The organism is Methanohalophilus sp. WG1-DM, from assembly GCF_004104135.1.
Classification (GTDB): Archaea; Halobacteriota; Methanosarcinia; order Methanosarcinales; family Methanosarcinaceae; genus Methanohalophilus; species Methanohalophilus euhalobius.
This window is the reverse complement of the sequence record NZ_RRBA01000012.1, coordinates 51,150-70,393: the sequence shown is the minus strand read 5'-3', so window position 1 is coordinate 70,393 and position 19,244 is coordinate 51,150. Positions and strand designations below refer to the sequence as shown.

The following is a 19,244-nucleotide window of genomic DNA, read 5'->3' as shown; positions in this document are numbered from 1 at the left end:
TCTATAAATAATACCCCGGGAGTACTGGAGGAATACCGGTGTATATTAATGAAAGCGGTTTGTTTGATCAGCAGTGGATTGGATTCTCTCGCATCCCTTGCGATAGCGTCTGCAAAATAGGATGTACAGCTTGGCCTGACCTTTGATTATGGGCAGCTGGCTGTGGATGCAGAGATTGAACGCTCCCGGCAGATATGTGCCCATTATGGCATTCCACACCGTGTCATTTCGCTGGACTGGATGAAAGATATTACTACAACATCCCTGGTAAACCGGCAGGGACACGTACCGGATATGGCCGAGGCAGACCTCGGGAATGGGGAAGTGACTTCTGAATCCGCCGCAAACGTCTGGGTTCCCAACAGGAACGGATTGATGGCAAATATTGCTGCCGCTTTTGCCGAAGCCATGGATTGTGGTTATATTATTGCCGGTTTCAATGCCGAGGAAGCCGCTACTTTCCCGGACAATTCGCCGGCATTTGTCGACTGTATAAACAGGGCTTTTTCTTACTCCACTCTTAATGGAGTACGGCTGATATCTCCTGTGCTTGAAATGGATAAGGTGGCCATTGTAAAGGAAGCAGTGCGAGTACAGGCTCCGTTGGTTTTAAGCTGGAGCTGCTATCAGGGCGAAGAAAAACCCTGTGGAGTTTGTGAAAGCTGTGTCAGACGGGCACGGGCTTTCCGGAAAGCTGGCATCAAGGATCCGGCAGCGGAGGATATATAATGGGAATTAAAATGCATATAATGGATGAGATTTATGATTATGACGGCAGCCAGATATCCTCTCTCTGGGCCTACCAGATGTTCGGGATACAGGCAGATTCTGTGGTGGCATTCCGGGGACAATGTGATGTGCAAATCGCACACATGATAGATCTTGAGGACAAAAGAGAAAACGAATCCATTGTATCTGCGGACATGCTTCATTTCATCATTGAGCATTTTGATTCTACCGACCTGAAATTAATCTACACCAGACAGCGGCTTTTCACAGCTCTTGTTGCTGAAACTCTTTTTTCTATGGGAATCATGACTAAAAGGGAAGGGGATGATCTTTTTGTCAATGGGAAAAAACTGACAGTATCAATTGCAAGCACCTCTGCGGTCTCACAGAAGATACATTTTGGCATCAACGTATCCCATGATTTTTATGGCAACCTGAAAGAATGTGGTATTGCTGCAGAAAAAGCCCGGCAATTGCTGGAAGATATCACAGGCAGATACATTAAAGAGATGGAGGATATCGAAGGAGATCTTCGAAAATCCCGGCCTCTGGATGTGGTTTAAGTGGAAAGGAAGCCGGTGTCCGAGATATTCTGTGCGGTACAGGGAGAGGGTCCTTATGTAGGGGCGCGGCAGGCCTTTGTCAGGTTTGTTGGGTGTAATCTGGATTGCTCCTACTGTGATACTCCTCTCGATGAGCCGGATCATTGTCTTTTTGAAAAAGTGCCTGGAAGTGGTGAATTTGAGAAACTCTCACCCCTGCTTTGCGCTTCAGACATTGAAGAGAAAATCAGGTCATTTAATGATCTGCATTCGGTATCCCTTACAGGCGGGGAACCTCTTTTACATGCAGAATTCATCAGGGAGCTGGATCTGCCTGCCCCTGTTTATCTTGAAACTAACATGACCCTGCCGGAAAAAGCGAAGGTTGTGAAAGACTCGGTGGATTATGTGGCCGGAGATGTTAAATTACCTGAAGAATTTGAAGGGAGTAATTTTGTTGAACACATCGAACGCACATACCAGTGTTTCCGCACACTTCGCAGCAATCAACACAGGGATTGTTTCTGTAAAATTGTAGTAACTTCTTCAACTAAACCGGCTGATGTGATGGATGTTGTAGCGCAGATATCCGATTACATAAGCTGTGTAGTACTGCAGCCGGTCACACAGTACACAAGGGCTACAGATATACAAACAATACTTTCCCTGCAGGAAAATTTACTCGAAATTAAAAACACTCTAATAATCCCTCAGACTCACAAAATGTGGGGGTGTCTATAATGACAAAAATGAAACTTGGAGTAGAGGAATATATTGACAGTGCCCACTATCTGCCCGGGCATGAAAGTTGTGGTATAGTTCATGGTCATACATATAAAGTCGAAGTTGTCCTTGAAGGAGAGAAGAAGCCATCCGGAATGGTCATTGATTTCTATAATGTAAAACAGACCGTCCGATCTACTTTGAAAGAGTACGATCATTGCATGCTCAATGATATCCTGGAGTATCCAAGTTCGGAAAATCTCTGTGAGCACATCTATAACCGCTTATCCCAGCAGCTGGATTTCCCTCTCTCTGTGAAGGTCTGGGAAGGACACGGCAAGTGGTGCCAGTTAAGTGGAATTGACTGAGCAGGATTCCAAAACCTATATCTAGCTGTGACTCAATAGCAACATAAGATTTGTCTAGAGTGGAGGAAATGTTTTGGCCATGGAGAGCGGAAAGGACCCTGAGGAATGTCTGCCGGAAGAATACCGGGACTCGATAAAGAGACTTATTGCCCAGCATCCCTGCTATAACAAGGATGCACAACATAAATTTGGAAGGATTCATCTGGCGGTGGCTCCTAAATGCAATATTAAATGCAAATACTGTGACCGTAAATTTGATTGTGTAAATGAAAGTCGACCCGGGGTTACAAGTGAAGTTTTAACTCCACAACAGGCCCTTGAAAAAACACAAAAGGTATTGGAAGAATATCCTTTCATTAAAGTCGTGGGTATTGCCGGTCCGGGCGATCCGCTTGCAAATGAGGAAACCTTTGAGACTTTCAAACTTATAAAACAACATTTCCCGGATGTCACTCTCTGCCTGAGTACCAATGGTCTGGCTCTGCCTGCCAGGATACAGGATGTCCTGGATTCCGGTGTTTCCACTTTAACTGTTACTTTGAATGCCATTGACCCTGAAATAGGGGCAAAAATTGTAGATCATGTAAACTATAACGGTAAAACCTACCGGGGTGTTAAAGGAGTCAGCATTCTTCTTGAAAACCAGCTTGAAGGTATCCGCAAGGCTGTGGAAGCAGGACTGGTTGTTAAGATCAACACGGTGCTTGTTCCGGGTATCAATGAGGATCATATTATCGAGATTGCACAGAAACTCAATGACATGGGTGTGTATATCATGAATGTTATGCCTCTTATCTGTCAGGCTGATTTTGCTGACTGGACTGCTCCTACTTCACAGGAACGCAAAGCTGTACAGGATTCCTGTGAACCCTATGTTCAACAAATGCGCCACTGTCGCCAGTGCCGGTCCGATGCCTATGGCCTTTTGGGTAAAGATCTTTCTCAAATGAGTGAGCAGCGTCGCAATATGGTTAAAGTTGATGCTCTTAAAAAGGCCGAATCCGCCAAAAAGAAAACTTCTGATGACACACCAGAATAAATGTGGAGACTTTCAATTGGATGTACATACCCTTGCCCAAAAACTGCATGATTTTGAGGGTGTATCCCGGAAGGCACCTATCGCAGACATTGCACGTATGTTTGATGACGTGAGGGAAAGTTATGGGGGTGCTGTCGTTGATATGGGTGATGACGCTGCAATAATTGATATTGATGGTGATGACGTCATCCTGTTTGCGGCTGATGGGATATGGGGCAGGATCACAGAAGCAAGTCCCTGGTGGACAGGTTATACTTCTGTCGTTGTAAATATTAACGACATATCTGCTATGGGGGCACGGCCGCTTGCCATGGTTAATGTGATGTCTTCTTCTGATAAGGATGTATGTGACGGTATGCTGCAGGGTATGAAAGACGGGGTGAAAAAATTTGGTGTGCCCATGGTCGGTGGTCATCTGCATCCTGACACACCTTACAATTCACTGGCAGTGTCCATTATAGGAATCGCAAAGAAGGATTGTGTCATCCGCAGTGACACCGCCTGTGTGGGAGATACAGTTATTATCGGCTATGATATGGATGGTCGTGTGGGCAAAAATTCCCCTTACAGCTGGGATACGACTTCTTTCAAGGACCCTGAAACCGTTCGCTCCCGGTTCATGATAATGCAAAATATCGGCGAAAGACATCTTGTCACCGCCGGCAAGGATATCAGTAATCCGGGTACCATAGGTACGCTGGGGATGCTTTGTGAAACAAGTATGGTGGGTGCAGAGGTAGATCTGAGACAAATTCCCAAACCTGCAGATGTTGCCCTGGATCAGTGGCTGATGATTTATCCGGCAACCGGTTACATTGTGACTGCAAAACCGGAAAATGTCGATGAATGCCTGGATGCATTCGAGGAAGTGGATATAACTGCTGCAGCCATCGGGAAAATTGATGATAGTTGTTGTGTGAAAGTAACCGATGGTAAAGATTCAGCAGATGTTTTTGATTTCAGCAAAGATTTAATAACGGGGATCCAGGAGTAATTTCACTCGGATCCCACGTAGGCTTTCAATTCATCATAAAGGTATTGTTCTGCTGCCTGGACGGCTTCAAGTTCTCCCCTCAGTACTATAACTTCTCTTTCATCACATTCAACAATGTTTACACCAATCTTTCTCTCAAGGGGTTCAAGATCGAATTCTTCAACAAGATCATAGACCAGATATGAAGGAGTGCCCGGAGGGATTACGAGGTCATACAGGCCTTCGATTTCAGCTCCCATCTCATCTTCCATTTTTTCCTTGCTCAGTTTTAGGTCTTCGAGGGTCAGTTTTTTTACCATAAGTTCACCCGTAACGTATATCTTGAGGCTAAATTGGTTTTTCTGGTATTATAATTTGTCCATGGTTGCAGGCGTAATTCAATTTTAGAAAGTTTGATATACTTCTATATTTATTGTTGTGAGTGGGAATATAAAATGCGACTTATCAATATGGGGTTAAAGGGAGAACAGGTACGTCTGGACTTTTTTGGATGTAACCTGAAATGTCCCTATTGTATTCATATCAGGCAACCCTTTGAGGAATACAGTATAGATGAAGTTGTTGACTTTGTTAAAAATTCAGCTGCAAAAAAGGTTTTTATCGGAGGAGCCGAACCCACTCTCCAGAAGGATTTAATCCCTTTGATTGAGCGGTTGTATTCAATGGGTATGGAGATCATTTTAAAGTCGGATGGCATGAAACCTGAAGTACTGGAGCAATCTCTGCCCTTTGTAAAAGGTTTTGTTCTGGAATTGAAAGTTCCACTTGAAGACACGGCTGCAATTGAGGAACTTACAGGCATTTCCTCCAAAAGGGTAGAACAATATGTAGCAAATCTCAAAACATCGATAGATATTGCTAAAACCAGATGGTTGCGACTCTGGGTTCGTGTAATTCCCGGTTATGTTACTGAAGAATCCGTGAAGAGGATGTTGCCTGTTATGGAAGGAGCCTGTGAGGTACTTCTTTATCAATTCTTAAGCAATCCCGACTTTGATCATCCTTTTGCAGGATACACCTCGCCTGTGCCTGCCTGGGAGGATATGGAAAGCCTTGCCGCTATTGTTGCAGAAAAGGTGCCCCGTGTAATAATTGTGGGAGAAAATGGGCGTAAGATAATTGGTAAGGAATAATTTTAACGATAAGGTAATGAGCAAGGTATCGTAAAAAAAAGCAGATTGGTGGTATGGTGGTGGTACGATATGAAAGCTGCTTTTCAGCCTTGCTCATTACAAACCGCACTATGATATGAAGGTATTTAAATATGTTTTTATATATGAGAAATTATATTTTGTTTATTTGTTTTCTATGTGGTTTGAATTCAGATAATTTTTTTAGACCAAAACATTTATCCATGTCTGCCGGTATGTAATTAATCGATCTACATGCAGGAATACAAATTAAAACGTGGTCATTCCCCCGATATTGAACGTATCTATGAAGCGCTTGAGGAATGTTTCCCTTCCGATATATCCAGAAAAGGAGATAGATTAGTTACTTCATACGGTGTTATGAAGGAACTTTCTGTGTGGATGAACGGTAAAAAACTTGCAGTTGACACGAATTCTGAAGCTGAAGGTGTCTCTGATGAGATTATTCTTGATACCAACAAGAGATTCCGCGATTTTCTCTATAAGGCAACAGGTTACACTGCCAAGGAACGAGTTAAGAACGCCAAGAAGGCAGTTTCCAAATAACAGGATCATACGTGTTTGCCAATCGCGACTTTCTCAAGGATCTTAAGGCTTTTGAAATTCCCACATGCCTGCGTGTCTGTGCAGGTACCGATGGTTCTGTCACTTTCCTGCTTGAGATCATGACACGCCACGAAGTTGAGGTAATTACCGAGGATCAGCACCTTGTAAAAGCAGATGAGGAGATGGCCGGGCTTTTGGATGTGGATGTTGGTGAAGAAGTGAATCATCGCACCGTGCGATTGGTGGCGGATGGTGTCCCTTATGTTCATGCGGTTTCCCTCTCTCCTATAGGCCGTATGCCAGAAGAGGTTCGCAGGGATATGATGCGTGCCGATATACCAATTGGTAAGATCCTGCGTAATTACGGCATGGAGACCCGCAGGGACCTTGATACCATACAGATGGAAGCCGATGGTCCACTTTTTGGCAGTCGTGAATGTCTCTCAAGGACCTATCGTATTGTGCACCACAATGACACGCTCATGTGGATCAAAGAACGCTTCCCTGCAGATGGTCGCTGGTTGCTCTGAACCGAATCCAGAAAACCGAAAACTTATTATGGTATCACTCCTATTGAGGGGTCGCAGTCAAGAAAAGCGTGCCTCGGTGGCTTAGGGGTGTAGTGCGTCCTTGGTAAGGACGAGGTCGCGGGTTCGAATCCCGCCCGAGGCTTTAAACTTGCAGTACAAAGCCCTCCTGCCTTGAATGATCAAGGAAGGTGGGAAGAATGTCTGTATTCTATGATACTGAAAGAAGGCTCAAGTCTTCAGAGAGACGTATTGAAAATTCTAACTTTTCTGAACGAGATAAAAACCTCCTTTTTTCTTATGAAGCTGATCTTTTTGTAGACGGGCTTGGTGAGTGTCAAGTTCTTAAATATCTGGACCAATTGTATCGATTACGGCTCTGGCTGGATACTGATTTTGAGTTAAGAGAACGATCTAAAGATACTTGTCGGGTACATACAGAGAAGGGATGTATCTGCTTCTACAAAGAGGGACTATAAGATATGTCTTCGAAAGTTTTTCCGATGGCTGTACAATGATGATTCTGTACTAAATTGGATCAAGATCAAAAGCAAGGTCAATGAATCGAAAATTCCTGAAGAATTGCTGACAGAGGAAGAAATTCTCAGACTCATCGAGGTGGCTGACCATCCCAGGGACAAGGCAATCATCGCTACTCTCTACGATACTGGTGGAAGGATAGGAGAAATTGGGACACTTAAGATAAAACATATTTCTATAATGGAAACATTTTCAGCTAATATAACTTCTTTTGGTATATTAATTCAAACTCAAATGGTGTACCGTGGTCGAAAAGGCAACACCCGAAAGATATCTATTCCTATCTGGGCCAAAAGTTATGAACAGTATTTTGTGAGGGATGCCATGAGAATTTTATGGAAACAACTTAAAAATAGATAATGTATCTTATCTTCAAAAAAGAATTAATTCAAATGATTGAAACAATGCTGTCAACAATGAGTAAGATTCTGTATACTATGAAATGACTGATAAAGTGATTGTTATATCTACTATAGGAGCCATAAAAGAATCAAATAAAATTAGCTTAGAATTGATAACTGAAAAATGCGGTCCTCTGTCCTTAAAGTTTAATGAAATTGAACCAGATAGTTTAGTTCCATACCCTCGGTCAGTAAATAGAGCATACATTTTGGATAAACTAATATCATTTAAAAATGATGGGATTGTCAAAGAAAATGTTATTTTTCAGTTTCAAAGCAAACAATACTATAAGGACCTTAGTGCACATTTGATTTTTTTCACTGTGATATCTGCTGATTTGGAAAGGAATCTGAGCAATGATGAGGCGTGTTCAAAGCTAATAGAGGTAATGAATGAGTATATATAAGCAACTTCTGAAAAATCTAATATCATTGCTTCGCCATGAATTTCAGAAAAACTCTTGGCTGAATGAATCAAACTCACAACATTAGTTCAAATCATATGTTACTAAAATACTTATTATACCAATTATCTTTAGTGTCGTAATATCCGATACAAACAGATTCCAGATGTTTGTAATCAATTCCATCAAGCATTTTCTGAATCTGCCTTAAAGAGACCTCTGTCTCTGCATCATATAAAAAAATGATTCTGGGCAATATGTCTCCTTGATAATTCTTTCTTTTCATTTCTTCAAAAGATTTATCAAATCTTTTTACTTTATCAATTATAATTTCAGGTGGTGTTTTTGTTTCGAATTCAATAATGTTAGTAATTGAGTATCTTGAATTTGTACCTGGATCACGCTGACAATATATTATGTCGGGTAATATCAACCTTGATTCCCTGGTGCAGGGATATGGAAGACTGTTGCTGCCAATAACTTTTTTCCAATCCAATTGATTGGACTTTTCAGTAACGGTTTTTCTGATTTCATCAAGTGTGTCGTTATGGGATAATTGTTTTGTATTACAATCCCTATTTCCTTCATTACCATTGAAAGTAATTGTAGCCTTATATTTCAGGCATTCTCTTTTCAATGAATGTGCACGATTGTGTTTTAGACACCAGAAGTATTGTGGAGTCTCTGAATTTGTCTGATCTAAATCGATGTATCGTCTGTGTTCTTGCCAGATCTTCGTTTTTGGTCTGTGCCATACAACCTTATCTTCTGTACTGCATAATGAGCAAGCATAATACATTTTTTCATTAAGTTCCATGTTCATCGACCTATAATTATTGAGCAAATCGTTCTTTGAGTGGATAATTTGTCACATAGTCTAAATAGATTGCAAAAGGAAGTATTCCCTATTTTCACGGGTGCTTATGTCAACTCCCAAAATGGTAAAAACTACCATTTCAAAACAGAAAATGGTTACCATTCCCTTTTATCACGGGTGCTTATGTCAACACATATCTATGTGATAAGTTTTATGCGCATGAGGCAGGCGGTTACCATTCCCTTTTATCACGGGTGCTTATGTCAACTTAAAAATTTGGAAACGTGGAAGGAGAAGGCACCACAGCCACACGAGTTACCATTCCCTTTTATCACGGGTGCTTATGTCAACATATAATGCACCGTTCGACCTTGGAAAATTAAGTTCTGTTACCATTCCCTTTTATCACGGGTGCTTATGTCAACAGATTACAGCACTACTACCTATGTATGGCCTAACAGGTAGTTACCATTCCCTTTTATCACGGGTGCTTATGTCAACTTAAGACTAAATTGGGAATGAGCAAAACGGAGGCTGCTAAGTTACCATTCCCTTTTATCACGGGTGCTTATGTCAACACATTAAGCGTATAGATTTGACCGTATGAGTTCAGGGTGAGTTACCATTCCCTTTTATCACGGGTGCTTATGTCAACTTATATCCTCATGTAATGAAAAAATATGACTATCCGTTGTTACCATTCCCTTTTATCACGGGTGCTTATGTCAACAAGATACGTGCAGATGCTACTTCTGAAATGGGTGCACAGGTGTTACCATTCCCTTTTATCACGGGTGCTTATGTCAACTTAGCGTATATGAATTGGATGATAGTAACCAATATGTAAGTTACCATTCCCTTTTATCACGGGTGCTTATGTCAACAGAACTGAAATTAAACATGAATTAATTTATATAGTGTTACCATTCCCTTTTATCACGGGTGCTTATGTCAACATTTTACTTTATCAATTAATATTGATTTAACTTAACTTATGTTACCATTCCCTTTTATCACGGGTGCTTATGTCAACCCACAGACCTCAATTTGCCAGTACCCTTTAAAAAGGTCTGTACAATCGATAGCAGGAGGCGTCGTGAAAATTAACGCTGTTAACATCAGTAAAACACTATCAAGTGCCATCATCAAAAAAATATTAATATAAAGTCGATGTCCGTTTAAGGCAAGATTTCTATCATTGATGCCTACAAATGATAATATATGTGTACAGACCTCCTTTTTACTCAACCCCTTATAAAGGTCTGTACATCATAATGACAGATGCTTGATTTCCTGAGGCAATGGTTCTAATGTAAGGACATTATTCAGACATTCCCTGCATAAAGGAAATACTGTGATATTATCTGTTTCTGCTAGATTACTGTCAAATAGTAGGGAGGACAATTCATTTATTTTATTCGAAGGAATTTCACCTGCAAAAACACTATATTGAATTCTCATTAAACCATAATATTGAAGAATATCGGCAATCTGTAATCTTGTCCTGTCATTCTCAATATCATATGCCACAACAATATATTTTGAAGGCAGGAACAATCACCTCCTTCTGTACATGAAGGGTTCATACTCATAACCCTCAACAATTGCCTTTTGATACTCGATGGCCTGCAGGTCAATAATGTCCTGGAAAGTCTTCTTTCCATCCCTGTAGATCGTCTCGCTTTCAAGTCGGGAAAAAATCATATTTGCAAAGATTTTCTTGAAACGATTGTCTATTCTGCAAAATCCATCTTCGTTTGAAAAATAATCAAGATGCACCTGATTTCTGCCGATCATGGTAAGTACAACTCTATCTACAACAGGTTGTCTGAATTCTTCAATCAGATCGTACACAAGTCCTTCCTGATTTCTGTAATTCGAATGAAGCACACCACGGTATGGATTCAGTTTGGCTTTGTTAATGGCTGCACGTATTTTTGAATACAGAATACCGTATCCATAACTTAACAACACATTTACAGGATCAGGGGAAGGATGTTTTATTCTGCGTTCGAATTCAAATCTAGCAGGAATAATCAGTTTAAGAGCCTCAAAATATGCATTTGCAGCACTGCCTTCATAACCCATCAGAGAATCAGTATGGGATACGTCATACATCTTATCTATGATATTTTCAATACTGGCAACAAACTCTCCCAGTTCTATATCCCGACTGTTTTGTATCGTTTGCAGTATACTCTTTTTGTTAGTTGCTCCTGCCAGACATATATTTTTAGCAATATCGAGTTTATGAATAGAGTCTATTGAAAGCTGTTTTTCCCATATATTCATATACTGGCAGTATGCATGTGGAAACAGGTACCCGATTGGATTTCCAAAACTATCCATACAAGACAGGCTTACATTATTCTCGAAAAGTAATCTTATGGCACCAGTACTTATGGAATGCTCTCCTGAAAGTATCACATCCTCAAGTTTGGATGGGGTAAAAGATGCTTTTTCAGAATTCTCTCCCTCTTTCCATTCCACCACCAGTGAATTATTATGTTTTTTCAACTTTTTTCCATATCCAGATATATGGAGGGTAGAAGGTGTCGAGGATTTCATATCAGATCAGCAGTTTGGGGATATCAGACCGTCTGGCTAATTGTTTGAATTGCTTTTTGCCAAGGGTACTGGCAATTATTTTTTCAGTCCCATTAAAAAGTACATTGTAATCTTCCCTGGTGATTGGATTCGTACCGTGCGCAAGCAAAGAGCGATTTCTTTTATCTCTAAGATTTTCTCCATTCTCATCTGAACTATTCATACGACCATACATATGTGCAGATGGAACATTGATTACCTGTAATATTGTCATAATATCATTCAACCCAGGAGGTGACCTTGGACTATCAAAATTAGAAATTTCTTTGAACCTGGCAAACAAATCCTCTTTAGTCATACCATGATCTGCTGCAAATTTTTCATAATCAATCTTGTTGATGTCGCAAACGCCTTCCTTTTCCATCAAAAGAGCCGCACACATTTCAAGACAGCGATATAATCTTGCAGTTGCATCGTCATACTTACCTTGAATCGCCCTGCGCTGGGCGTTTTTGAAAATATCCACTATACGAAACTTATCCACGATATTGGTACCAGGTTTCCAGTGATTCTCAATCTCTTCCAGGAACTCAATATTTTGTCTAAGGTCATCTTCGCGTACAAGCCTTATTCCATATCTTTTACAATCTGCACAAATGGATTTTAACCTGTCTGAAAGATAGGATTCGTCTTTTCTCTCCTTTGCACTGGAAGCAAAACTGCTATGTAAAAACCTATCCCAATCACAGTACACCTGAATAAAATCCTGCAGTAAATCCAGTTTCTTACCCAGAGCAAGATCCCTGACTTTTCCTCTTAATTGTTCACATACCTCTGCTGCAGCATCAAAATACCCATTATCGAAATTTGCTTTCAATATCTGCATATCCACATCCCCATAGTAATCATAGGGATTCTCTATATCACAGATCTTGCCTGTAAAAGGAACACTGATACCCATTTTTTCCTCGGCATGCAGATATATCATCGGAATCCTGTAAAAGAAGGCAAATGATCCCACTGCAGTACCCATAATCTTTCTTCCAGCGGTAGGATCAATTCTTACATTCTGTCGATTACCGATTTGCGGAAGTACTTCATTTTTTAATACATTATAATTATGTGCAGCATCCAGATCATCAATCTCTATCTTTTTAAATTCAATATTCAATTTTTTAATATCTGGATCAGCCTGGATTTTGTCAGCCACATGCTCTGAACCCTCGGTATGCAAAAGGATACTTCTTTTGGGTTTAACAGAAATCTGGGATAGAATAATAGGAGCCTCACGCATCCCCACCGTGCATATCAACACGTCACAATTTCCTGTGTATTCTGGAAAATACTTCTTCTCATAGGAAAACAATTCCTTTGATATGGATACCAGCTGGGTCCTATCATCCGAATTTTCAAAATCCGAGATCCTATCCAGTACATATTGGCAATCTGTACTGTCGTTTACCCTATTTTCGATATCTCTTTGATTAACCATCAGAAAGCACTTCCTTAAATCAAATAGGCAACTTATAACTTTGTTCGAGAATAATCAGGTCCTTGAAAATAGAAGGATCACCTGTTTCAACAGAAATTCTGTAATCGTCCCAATCGTCCTCATTTTTGCCTGTCCATATGCCATATATATCGATATGTTCCAGACGTATATGACCGAATATTATTGCCATGCAGTAAAGCAATTCAACAAGCTCTTCCCACTGACACTCGAAGTTAGTGTCATAATTAGATGGCTGTTTCATGTACACAGAACGTATCTTTTCCTCATGTGCCATTGCAGTAAAATCATTATCACCACTTATCAAAAGAAGGTCCACATTACGCTTATCCCTAAAAAATTCATACGATTGAATGATATTATTATCCCCCAGACCCTTCCCATTGATCTCTTCACAATTTAATTGGGCCATCAGATGTTTGTATTCTACTGCACCCAATCGGGCCATACGGGCAGTTTTAGGATGCTGGTTCAGAAAACGTGTAGCCTGTGGATGTAATGCACAGAGTTTGTCGATATCTGATTTTTTATGTTTATTTTCCCATTGATTGCGCAATTCTCTTTTAACGACCTCACTCAGGCAAAAGCCAATGTTTGGAGAATCCGCCAAAGACAATTTGGATAATGTGTTTTGAATTAAAAGGTTGCTTCTGTGACGTAAGGAATTGGTATCGTATCCAATAAAAAGAGGCTTATCACCCTTCAATAAGTTACGTTTGCCTTCATCCTGTAATTCATGTTCAAGTACGGATTCATTTTCCGAATTTAACAGGGATGAGGCATACATACATATTTTAAAGTCATCATGATCAGGAATTTCCCGAGACAAGAAATTATCATTCCGATAGAGACGTAATGCATTACTTCTGCTTGTTCTGAAATATTCTCTGGAAATAGCAGTTATTTCGCATTTTTCGCCAATCCTGATATCCAAAAGATTTCCCAGAGGAGGATAATCCACCTCCAATTGGCTGGAAGTTTCAGATAAAACATTAAGCAAACCAATCAAATATTGTTTTGGTATTATCATTCATCTTCCCCAACCGATGTATTATCATAGAATTCTTTCTTCATATCAATCAAGGCATGGCGATGTTTTGGAATTAAAGGATACGGAGAATTCTGATACCTGTTATCTGATAGATGCATGTAATATACATGATCCACCCCCATCTCCAGTCCAACTTCCATCGATATGGCTGACATATATTTTCGCCCAGGCGTGATATCCACAGCAACCTCATCATTTTCACCGATTTCAGAAAAAAAGGAACGATATTTGGCATAAATATCCTGAAAATCAGTTTCTACAATGTCCTCGGTGGAGTATAGCGGGTCGATTACACCATATTTTTCAAGAAGTGTGGGTACCCAATTGCCAACAGTGTCTTTCCACTCTTCTTTAAGTTCCCTGTTTGTAAAAAACTCCACATGCTCGGGTACATAACCTTCTTCCCTGCAGGCCGCCCATATTGTATTGATTACAGCAAACGGGCTCGAACCAATAAAAGCCAACCAGTATTTCATATTTATACCATTAATTCCAGGAACTTGTTTGCCTCAAATTTTTCTGGTAATACTGGATGAAATCTCACAACATTGCGTGAAGATTTTCCTGTTTTGTTGGGATCGGCAACACTTTTTCCTGTAATTGTACATTCTTTTTTCAGGATGTTGCTAATAAGTTCAACTTCGTGCCTTTCAATATTATCAAAAACCATCCAGAGTTTCAGTCTTGTATTTGCAGGAATCATATCGCTAGAGGCAAATTGTTCTAGTGGAAATGCATCGGAGATTAAAATCCTTGAACGATGTTGGTTATTACCCACAGAGGCACCAAACAACTCGTCTATAGTATCTGCATCTTCACCTTTAGAAATCAATGTATGTCGAAGGTAACCCTTGATGGTTGAACCTGGTATTATTGGTACCCCTTGATTGGTTACGGTAGCCTCATCTGCCCCTGGCATCTGGAAATCCTTCGTTGTAATAATCTCATAAGGAACAACCACATTGCCTTCCAATTTATCGGTAGAATAAGCACGATAGTATACATCGAAATCTCTACGACATGTATCCTCACCGTTATCTATATTTTTCAGGTACTTCTTTGCTGCATTACAGAACATAATAGGGTCCATTTGTTCTGTCTTCACCTGAAACAAGGCATCATCATCATTGTCAACACTCTTTTTTGCAACCCTAACCCGATTTACATCTACAAACCCGTTTCCTCTAGATGTCCCTCCTCCAAGACAGCATCTCTTATGGTTGAATTCATTCAGGGCAAGTAATACAAAACCAACTTCCTGCTCGTTTGCATTATCAAGATTAATAGTGACATCAAACGAATTGTTTGCTGTTACAATTTCTTCAAAGCGAGGATTTGCATTTGGTACTTGTCCGTTGCCTTTCTTTCTGGTTTGCATCACATATTCGTGTCCCCTTTTTTTATAGCGGGTTGCACAGTGTGGACGTTCTCCCAGAGCAAGGTTCTGATTTAGTTCATCGGAAAGATGTGCATCCTGTACCCTAATACTGGCACCTTCTTTCTGTGATCCAAATATTGAGCAGGGAATACAATCCTCTTTTCCACAAAGCAAATTGTTATCTCTTTTATTACTTACAGCAATGCAGGATTTGTTTTCATTGAAAGTACGTATTATTCTTTCAACCGTACTTCTCAATACACCTTTAAGGCTGCTGCCTGGTATATACGGGTCGGGTTTTTTTGTCTGGGCATCATAGGATAAGAGTACTGGACTCTGTGAGAGAGAATATGCACCTGCATTCTGTCCACCACCGATACGCAGAGGTGTAACCAGTGTTAACCTGGCAGTTATTTGCCATCGATTTTGAAAGATGCTATAATCGGTCACTATCATCCCTCTTGACAGACATGCTTATCTTCTTTTACATATTTGGACCAGTCAGCAGCAGCATTTGATTTTAAATCCTGATATTCATCAGTCTGTGGAGAATATTCGCTTCCTTCATATTTGCCGTCAAGATAATCCTGTGCTGTAATCAGATTGAGTTTTTCGATTTCAATTTCCACTTCCCCAAATCCTCGGGACACAGCATGACCTATGTTTCCACTGCATGCATTGAAAAAATCGATCAGACCGAGTAATCCACCAAGTTTTGCATGGTCATAGAGATAACCATCCGATTCAATTCCTGTGTTTTCTATTGTTATTGTTCCCTTGAATATTGTACCCCTGGGAACTGCCTCTATATCATATTTGCCACCATCACGGGCTTTCCTTGTCTGGCGGTCAATGGCTACACTATCTCTGATCAATGTCTTTTTATTATCGGCAACTGCATCTTTAATGCGTATCGATGATGCCAAATCTTTGCCTCCGAAAAGGTAGCAAACTGGACACTCATTACAGCCTCCATAACTTTCATTATCAAATACATCACATACTTTAATATCCAGTCCTTTAAGCAATCGCTCCACTTCGGTTCGCATTACACCTTTAAGACTGCTACCTGGTATGATTGGATAACCTTCCGTATTTTTGATTACAGGATTGTCAACCTCTGCAGGTTCAACAGTAGTGTGACCCCCGATATGTAAATCGGATTTCGTAGTGACCTTATACTGCAAAATTGCTCTGTCCACCAGTTTTCTGAACATAATTATCTTCCCCTGGGATTGTTTGATTTCCATTTCATAATTTTGTCAACGATTATGTCAACATCTTTTTCTCTGTCAATAAGGCCAAGTTCGGCATTGACCATGGTGTGAACCCTCTCACGCACTTGCTGATCACTGGCAGACATCCCGAATATATTACAAACCGCATCCATACTCCAGTTACTGTATCCTATAAGATAACGTATTCTTTCCCTGATTTTTTCAGGATCAGATTCTTCCCTTTGTATCTTTTGGACTTTGGAGAGCAACATTTGCAAATAGTCACTCAATTTAGCATCAGAACGTGGTAAAAAATAAGATGCACTTTTTGTGAAATGTAATATTGCAGATTGTGGATCTTCAAACTCCCGCAGTGCTTCAGGAAGATTTTTCAGTTTGCCCCTGGAAGGAATTTCGTATTTATCTCCTTTTTTATTGGGAGATGGAATTTCCAGCATAAGTTCATACGAATCCAGAACTATACTCCCCAACTCATCTCTATTGAACTCAACAGTCATAATTATCTCCTCCTTTTATCCCTGGAATTACCTTTCCTTCTGTTATCATCTATGAATTGCTTTAAATTACCCGTAATCTTTTCTTTATTTACATATTCACAATCAAGCTCCAGAGCAATTTCATCTATAAATTTATCTTCAGATTTCTTGTAAGCATATTCAAGAATTTTTATATTCCATAATACATATTGTAACAAACGCTGTATATCTTCTACATCTCTTTCAGATATAACTTGAATCAAATTATTCCCAAAGTCCTTATTTTTCTGGCGTTTTGCGCGGATTTCACCCTGAGCCTGGTACTCTTTCTTCCCCTGAGGGGGAGCAGGTGAATATTGATCTATAATATTCTTGATATCGTTAATGTTGCCTGAGTTCCCAGCTGCTACAATTCTGCGAATCTGGTCAGTAGAATACGCTTTAAGTTCTTTTCCAGCTTTCCACATGGCCAGTGTTGCCAGTTCCCAGGCATATTGATTGATTTCGATCAAATTGCTGCTCATAGATGGCCCTCCATGAAATACACGTCACCATATCCACTGTTGATCATCTCCCCGATTCCATAGACTTCCAGAGTTGCCATGACTTCAGGGTCTCCTTCAACCACTGCGCAGCTACCCATTCCAATACAGGGAATGATCTCGGAAACCTTGTTACCTTCCTTAATGGACCAGCCACGTGCAATACCTTCATTGAGTTTCTGTGAACCCTTATCTCCACTCACAATTTTGAAATTTCCCTGAGTGGCGCAAATGTCACAACTTTTAGAAACATATTGTTCGAAATTCTCATCAAAGCCTATAATGGAAGTTTCACCATCCCTGAGAATCATTGGAGAATTAGTAACCATCATTGCATTCTTGAATTGCGAGATATTACTGGCTTTTTCCTGAATCATATCAGATGCAGGAGTTGCATTGAAATTGGAAAATGTCACAGTTCCATATCCACGGGAGCGGAAACCACCCAGTCCACCAAATATACCAGATTCATTCAATGCTTCTTTCAAACCATCTACATATTCATCTTCAACAATACACTGGAATTCGAATTCTGTACCCTCTACAATACTCTCTATGTTATAGGGAGCAATGTCATCATATGGTCCAGGACTTGTATTACCATCTCGTGTAATCGGACATTTTGTAGAAATCTGTGTATTCACCGAGACGCTTTCAAGTTCCCCTGTTTCAAACGAATCAGCAGTAATAAAGCCTCCATATTTTTTCCCTTCATGCAAACACGGTCTGTCTTCCACTGTATTGGTACACTCTTTTTTGTCAGGTTCAATCATATGACCACATTTTTTGCACCACTTAAATGATACAGGACAGGCTCGTGTGGACTTACCTTTATTAATCGGCAGAGCGTTTTTGAAGAATACTCCAGTTTGACTCATATCCTCATCTTCATTGATGCGAAGGGCGTTGAATAGAGATTTGTTATTATTGTATAGGTAATACCCCACCATCCCCCGTATTGTTCGGCCTGGAATATACTCAAGGGTTTTTGAAAAATTTCCAGTCTTTTTTCCTGTTCCAATATGCAGAGGTGCCAGGTTTTTCAGTGTTGCCGTTAAAACTTTCATTATAAATCTACCTCTGTGCAAAATTGCTCATATTTGATCTTTTCAATTCCAGCAACTTCAAAACTACCCAGTCCACGTGACCGTTCACCACCAAGACCATAATGACACATTGAATGCAGGGCAGCCCATAGCAATTTATTATCGTCATCACTTAAGTTTCGGATTATGAAATATCCTGAAAAAACAGTGCCTGATGGTACTGCAATTGTTCGATATAATCTACCACCTGTATTCGAAAGCATATCTCTATCTATAGATACATGCATCCTTGCAGATGCACTCTTATTCCCTTCCGTATAGACAAAATCAGTTACTCGAATTTTACCTTCCGTGTACTTGTTATCGTCATTGGGAGTGCCAAATATTCTGCAGACATCACACGTTTCATCAGATAAATCACTACAGCTTCGAATTTTGCGCTTATTTTTTTCAGATACTTCCTTTTGATCTGGGTCACCCGTAACCCAGCAATTAACATCTTTTAAAGTGCGTATTATCCGTTCTGCCTCTGTTCGCATAACCCCTTTGATATGAGTGGCAGGTATGTATGGCATATCTTCACTGTTTTTCAGATAGTCAATCGTTGAACCGCTGGATTTTCCTGCTGTATGGAAATCACTGGTGGCTTTGAGTGATACTTTCCAAATATTCATT

The 19,244-nt window shown here is 40.2% G+C and carries 23 protein-coding genes, 1 tRNA gene, 1 pseudogene and 1 CRISPR repeat array; of the genes and pseudogenes, 12 read left to right on the top strand and 13 right to left on the bottom strand.

Annotation, left to right across the window (positions count from 1 at the left end):
* The first annotated feature begins 48 nt into the window (after positions 1–48).
* The 6 genes and pseudogenes from queC (at position 49) to CI957_RS08205 (ending at position 4,395) form a co-directional block, all read left to right on the top strand.
* A pseudogene (gene queC / locus CI957_RS08230) lies at positions 49–729 on the top strand (7-cyano-7-deazaguanine synthase QueC).
* Positions 729–1,292, top strand: coding sequence for a DUF366 family protein (locus tag CI957_RS08225; protein WP_373420714.1), 564 nt, complete (start codon positions 729–731; stop codon positions 1,290–1,292). The pseudogene queC and the gene CI957_RS08225 overlap by 1 nt, the downstream one beginning before the upstream one ends.
* Positions 1,293–2,012 (top strand): 7-carboxy-7-deazaguanine synthase QueE, encoded by a 720-nt coding sequence (locus tag CI957_RS08220; RefSeq protein WP_096712461.1) that lies wholly within the window; start codon positions 1,293–1,295, stop codon positions 2,010–2,012. It begins immediately after the preceding gene.
* Positions 2,012–2,362 (top strand): 6-carboxytetrahydropterin synthase QueD, encoded by a 351-nt coding sequence (queD, locus tag CI957_RS08215; protein WP_096712460.1) that lies wholly within the window; start codon positions 2,012–2,014, stop codon positions 2,360–2,362. The genes CI957_RS08220 and queD overlap by 1 nt, the downstream gene beginning before the upstream one ends.
* Before the next feature lie 79 nt (positions 2,363–2,441).
* Entirely contained in the window at positions 2,442–3,401 is a 960-nt protein-coding gene (nifB, locus tag CI957_RS08210) for a nitrogenase cofactor biosynthesis protein NifB (protein WP_096712489.1), read from the top strand.
* A 16-nt stretch (positions 3,402–3,417) separates the two neighbouring features.
* The gene (locus tag CI957_RS08205) at positions 3,418–4,395 is read left to right on the top strand and encodes a methanogenesis marker 2 protein (protein WP_096712459.1); all 978 of its coding nucleotides are present in this window, start codon (positions 3,418–3,420) and stop codon (positions 4,393–4,395) included.
* Between the two features lie 2 nt (positions 4,396–4,397).
* On the opposite strand, the gene CI957_RS08200 is transcribed toward CI957_RS08205, so the two are convergent.
* Positions 4,398–4,694, bottom strand: a complete 297-nt coding sequence (locus CI957_RS08200) for a hypothetical protein (RefSeq protein WP_072360333.1) — start codon at positions 4,692–4,694, stop codon at positions 4,398–4,400.
* Between the two features lie 135 nt (positions 4,695–4,829).
* On the opposite strand from CI957_RS08200, the gene CI957_RS08195 reads away from it, so the two are divergent.
* The 6 genes from CI957_RS08195 (at position 4,830) to CI957_RS08170 (ending at position 7,967) form a co-directional block, all read left to right on the top strand.
* Positions 4,830–5,528: a radical SAM protein gene (locus CI957_RS08195; RefSeq protein WP_096712458.1), complete on the top strand. Its 699-nt coding sequence runs from the start codon at positions 4,830–4,832 to the stop codon at positions 5,526–5,528.
* Between the two features lie 252 nt (positions 5,529–5,780).
* Positions 5,781–6,092 (top strand): DUF5611 family protein, encoded by a 312-nt coding sequence (locus CI957_RS08190; protein WP_096712457.1) that lies wholly within the window; start codon positions 5,781–5,783, stop codon positions 6,090–6,092.
* Positions 6,093–6,103: 11 nt separating this feature from the next.
* A complete protein-coding gene (locus tag CI957_RS08185) occupies positions 6,104–6,622 on the top strand; it encodes a chorismate pyruvate-lyase family protein (RefSeq protein ID WP_096712456.1) in 519 nt (172 codons plus the stop codon).
* 70 nt (positions 6,623–6,692) lie between these two features.
* A tRNA-Thr gene (locus CI957_RS08180) sits at positions 6,693–6,764 on the top strand.
* 437 nt (positions 6,765–7,201) lie between these two features.
* Positions 7,202–7,519: a tyrosine-type recombinase/integrase gene (locus CI957_RS08175; protein ID WP_164909075.1), complete on the top strand. Its 318-nt coding sequence runs from the start codon at positions 7,202–7,204 to the stop codon at positions 7,517–7,519.
* Positions 7,520–7,601: 82 nt separating this feature from the next.
* Positions 7,602–7,967, top strand: a complete 366-nt coding sequence (locus tag CI957_RS08170) for a hypothetical protein (RefSeq protein WP_096712453.1) — start codon at positions 7,602–7,604, stop codon at positions 7,965–7,967.
* A gap of 91 nt (positions 7,968–8,058) precedes the next feature.
* Here the strand turns inward: CI957_RS08170 and CI957_RS08165 are convergent, their stop codons facing one another.
* The 12 genes from CI957_RS08165 to CI957_RS08110 all read right to left on the bottom strand — a co-directional run bounded on the left by CI957_RS08165 (position 8,059) and on the right by CI957_RS08110 (position 19,243).
* Positions 8,059–8,781 carry a hypothetical protein gene (locus CI957_RS08165; protein WP_096712452.1) on the bottom strand — a complete coding sequence of 241 codons (723 nt, stop codon included), beginning with the start codon at positions 8,779–8,781 and terminating at the stop codon, positions 8,059–8,061.
* Between the two features lie 77 nt (positions 8,782–8,858).
* Positions 8,859–9,814: direct repeats of the CRISPR family, unit length 37 nt; unit sequence GTTACCATTCCCTTTTATCACGGGTGCTTATGTCAAC.
* 236 nt (positions 9,815–10,050) lie between these two features.
* Positions 10,051–10,338, bottom strand: coding sequence for a CRISPR-associated endonuclease Cas2 (gene cas2, locus CI957_RS08160; RefSeq protein WP_181079351.1), 288 nt, complete (start codon positions 10,336–10,338; stop codon positions 10,051–10,053).
* Complete coding sequence (cas1, locus tag CI957_RS08155) at positions 10,339–11,349, bottom strand: CRISPR-associated endonuclease Cas1 (protein WP_096712450.1); 1,011 nt, start codon at positions 11,347–11,349, stop codon at positions 10,339–10,341.
* Between the two features lies 1 nt (position 11,350).
* Positions 11,351–12,820, bottom strand: coding sequence for a TIGR02710 family CRISPR-associated CARF protein (locus tag CI957_RS08150; protein WP_128754637.1), 1,470 nt, complete (start codon positions 12,818–12,820; stop codon positions 11,351–11,353).
* Between the two features lie 19 nt (positions 12,821–12,839).
* Positions 12,840–13,868, bottom strand: a complete 1,029-nt coding sequence (locus tag CI957_RS08145; protein WP_128754636.1) for a hypothetical protein — start codon at positions 13,866–13,868, stop codon at positions 12,840–12,842.
* Positions 13,865–14,365 (bottom strand): hypothetical protein, encoded by a 501-nt coding sequence (locus CI957_RS08140; protein ID WP_128754635.1) that lies wholly within the window; start codon positions 14,363–14,365, stop codon positions 13,865–13,867. The genes CI957_RS08145 and CI957_RS08140 overlap by 4 nt, the downstream gene beginning before the upstream one ends.
* 2 nt (positions 14,366–14,367) lie before the next feature.
* Positions 14,368–15,717: an RAMP superfamily CRISPR-associated protein gene (locus CI957_RS08135; protein ID WP_164909074.1), complete on the bottom strand. Its 1,350-nt coding sequence runs from the start codon at positions 15,715–15,717 to the stop codon at positions 14,368–14,370.
* 2 nt (positions 15,718–15,719) lie between these two features.
* Positions 15,720–16,484: a CRISPR-associated RAMP protein Csx7 gene (gene csx7 / locus CI957_RS08130; protein WP_164909073.1), complete on the bottom strand. Its 765-nt coding sequence runs from the start codon at positions 16,482–16,484 to the stop codon at positions 15,720–15,722.
* 2 nt (positions 16,485–16,486) lie between these two features.
* Positions 16,487–17,002, bottom strand: coding sequence for a hypothetical protein (locus CI957_RS08125; protein WP_096712444.1), 516 nt, complete (start codon positions 17,000–17,002; stop codon positions 16,487–16,489).
* 2 nt (positions 17,003–17,004) lie between these two features.
* The gene (locus tag CI957_RS08120; protein WP_096712443.1) at positions 17,005–17,505 is read right to left on the bottom strand and encodes a hypothetical protein; all 501 of its coding nucleotides are present in this window, start codon (positions 17,503–17,505) and stop codon (positions 17,005–17,007) included.
* Complete coding sequence (locus CI957_RS08115) at positions 17,502–18,590, bottom strand: RAMP superfamily CRISPR-associated protein (RefSeq protein ID WP_096712442.1); 1,089 nt, start codon at positions 18,588–18,590, stop codon at positions 17,502–17,504. Before CI957_RS08115 ends, CI957_RS08120 begins: the two co-directional genes overlap by 4 nt.
* Positions 18,590–19,243 carry an RAMP superfamily CRISPR-associated protein gene (locus CI957_RS08110; protein WP_164909072.1) on the bottom strand — a complete coding sequence of 218 codons (654 nt, stop codon included), beginning with the start codon at positions 19,241–19,243 and terminating at the stop codon, positions 18,590–18,592. Before CI957_RS08110 ends, CI957_RS08115 begins: the two co-directional genes overlap by 1 nt.
* Between the last annotated feature and the right edge of the window lies 1 nt (position 19,244).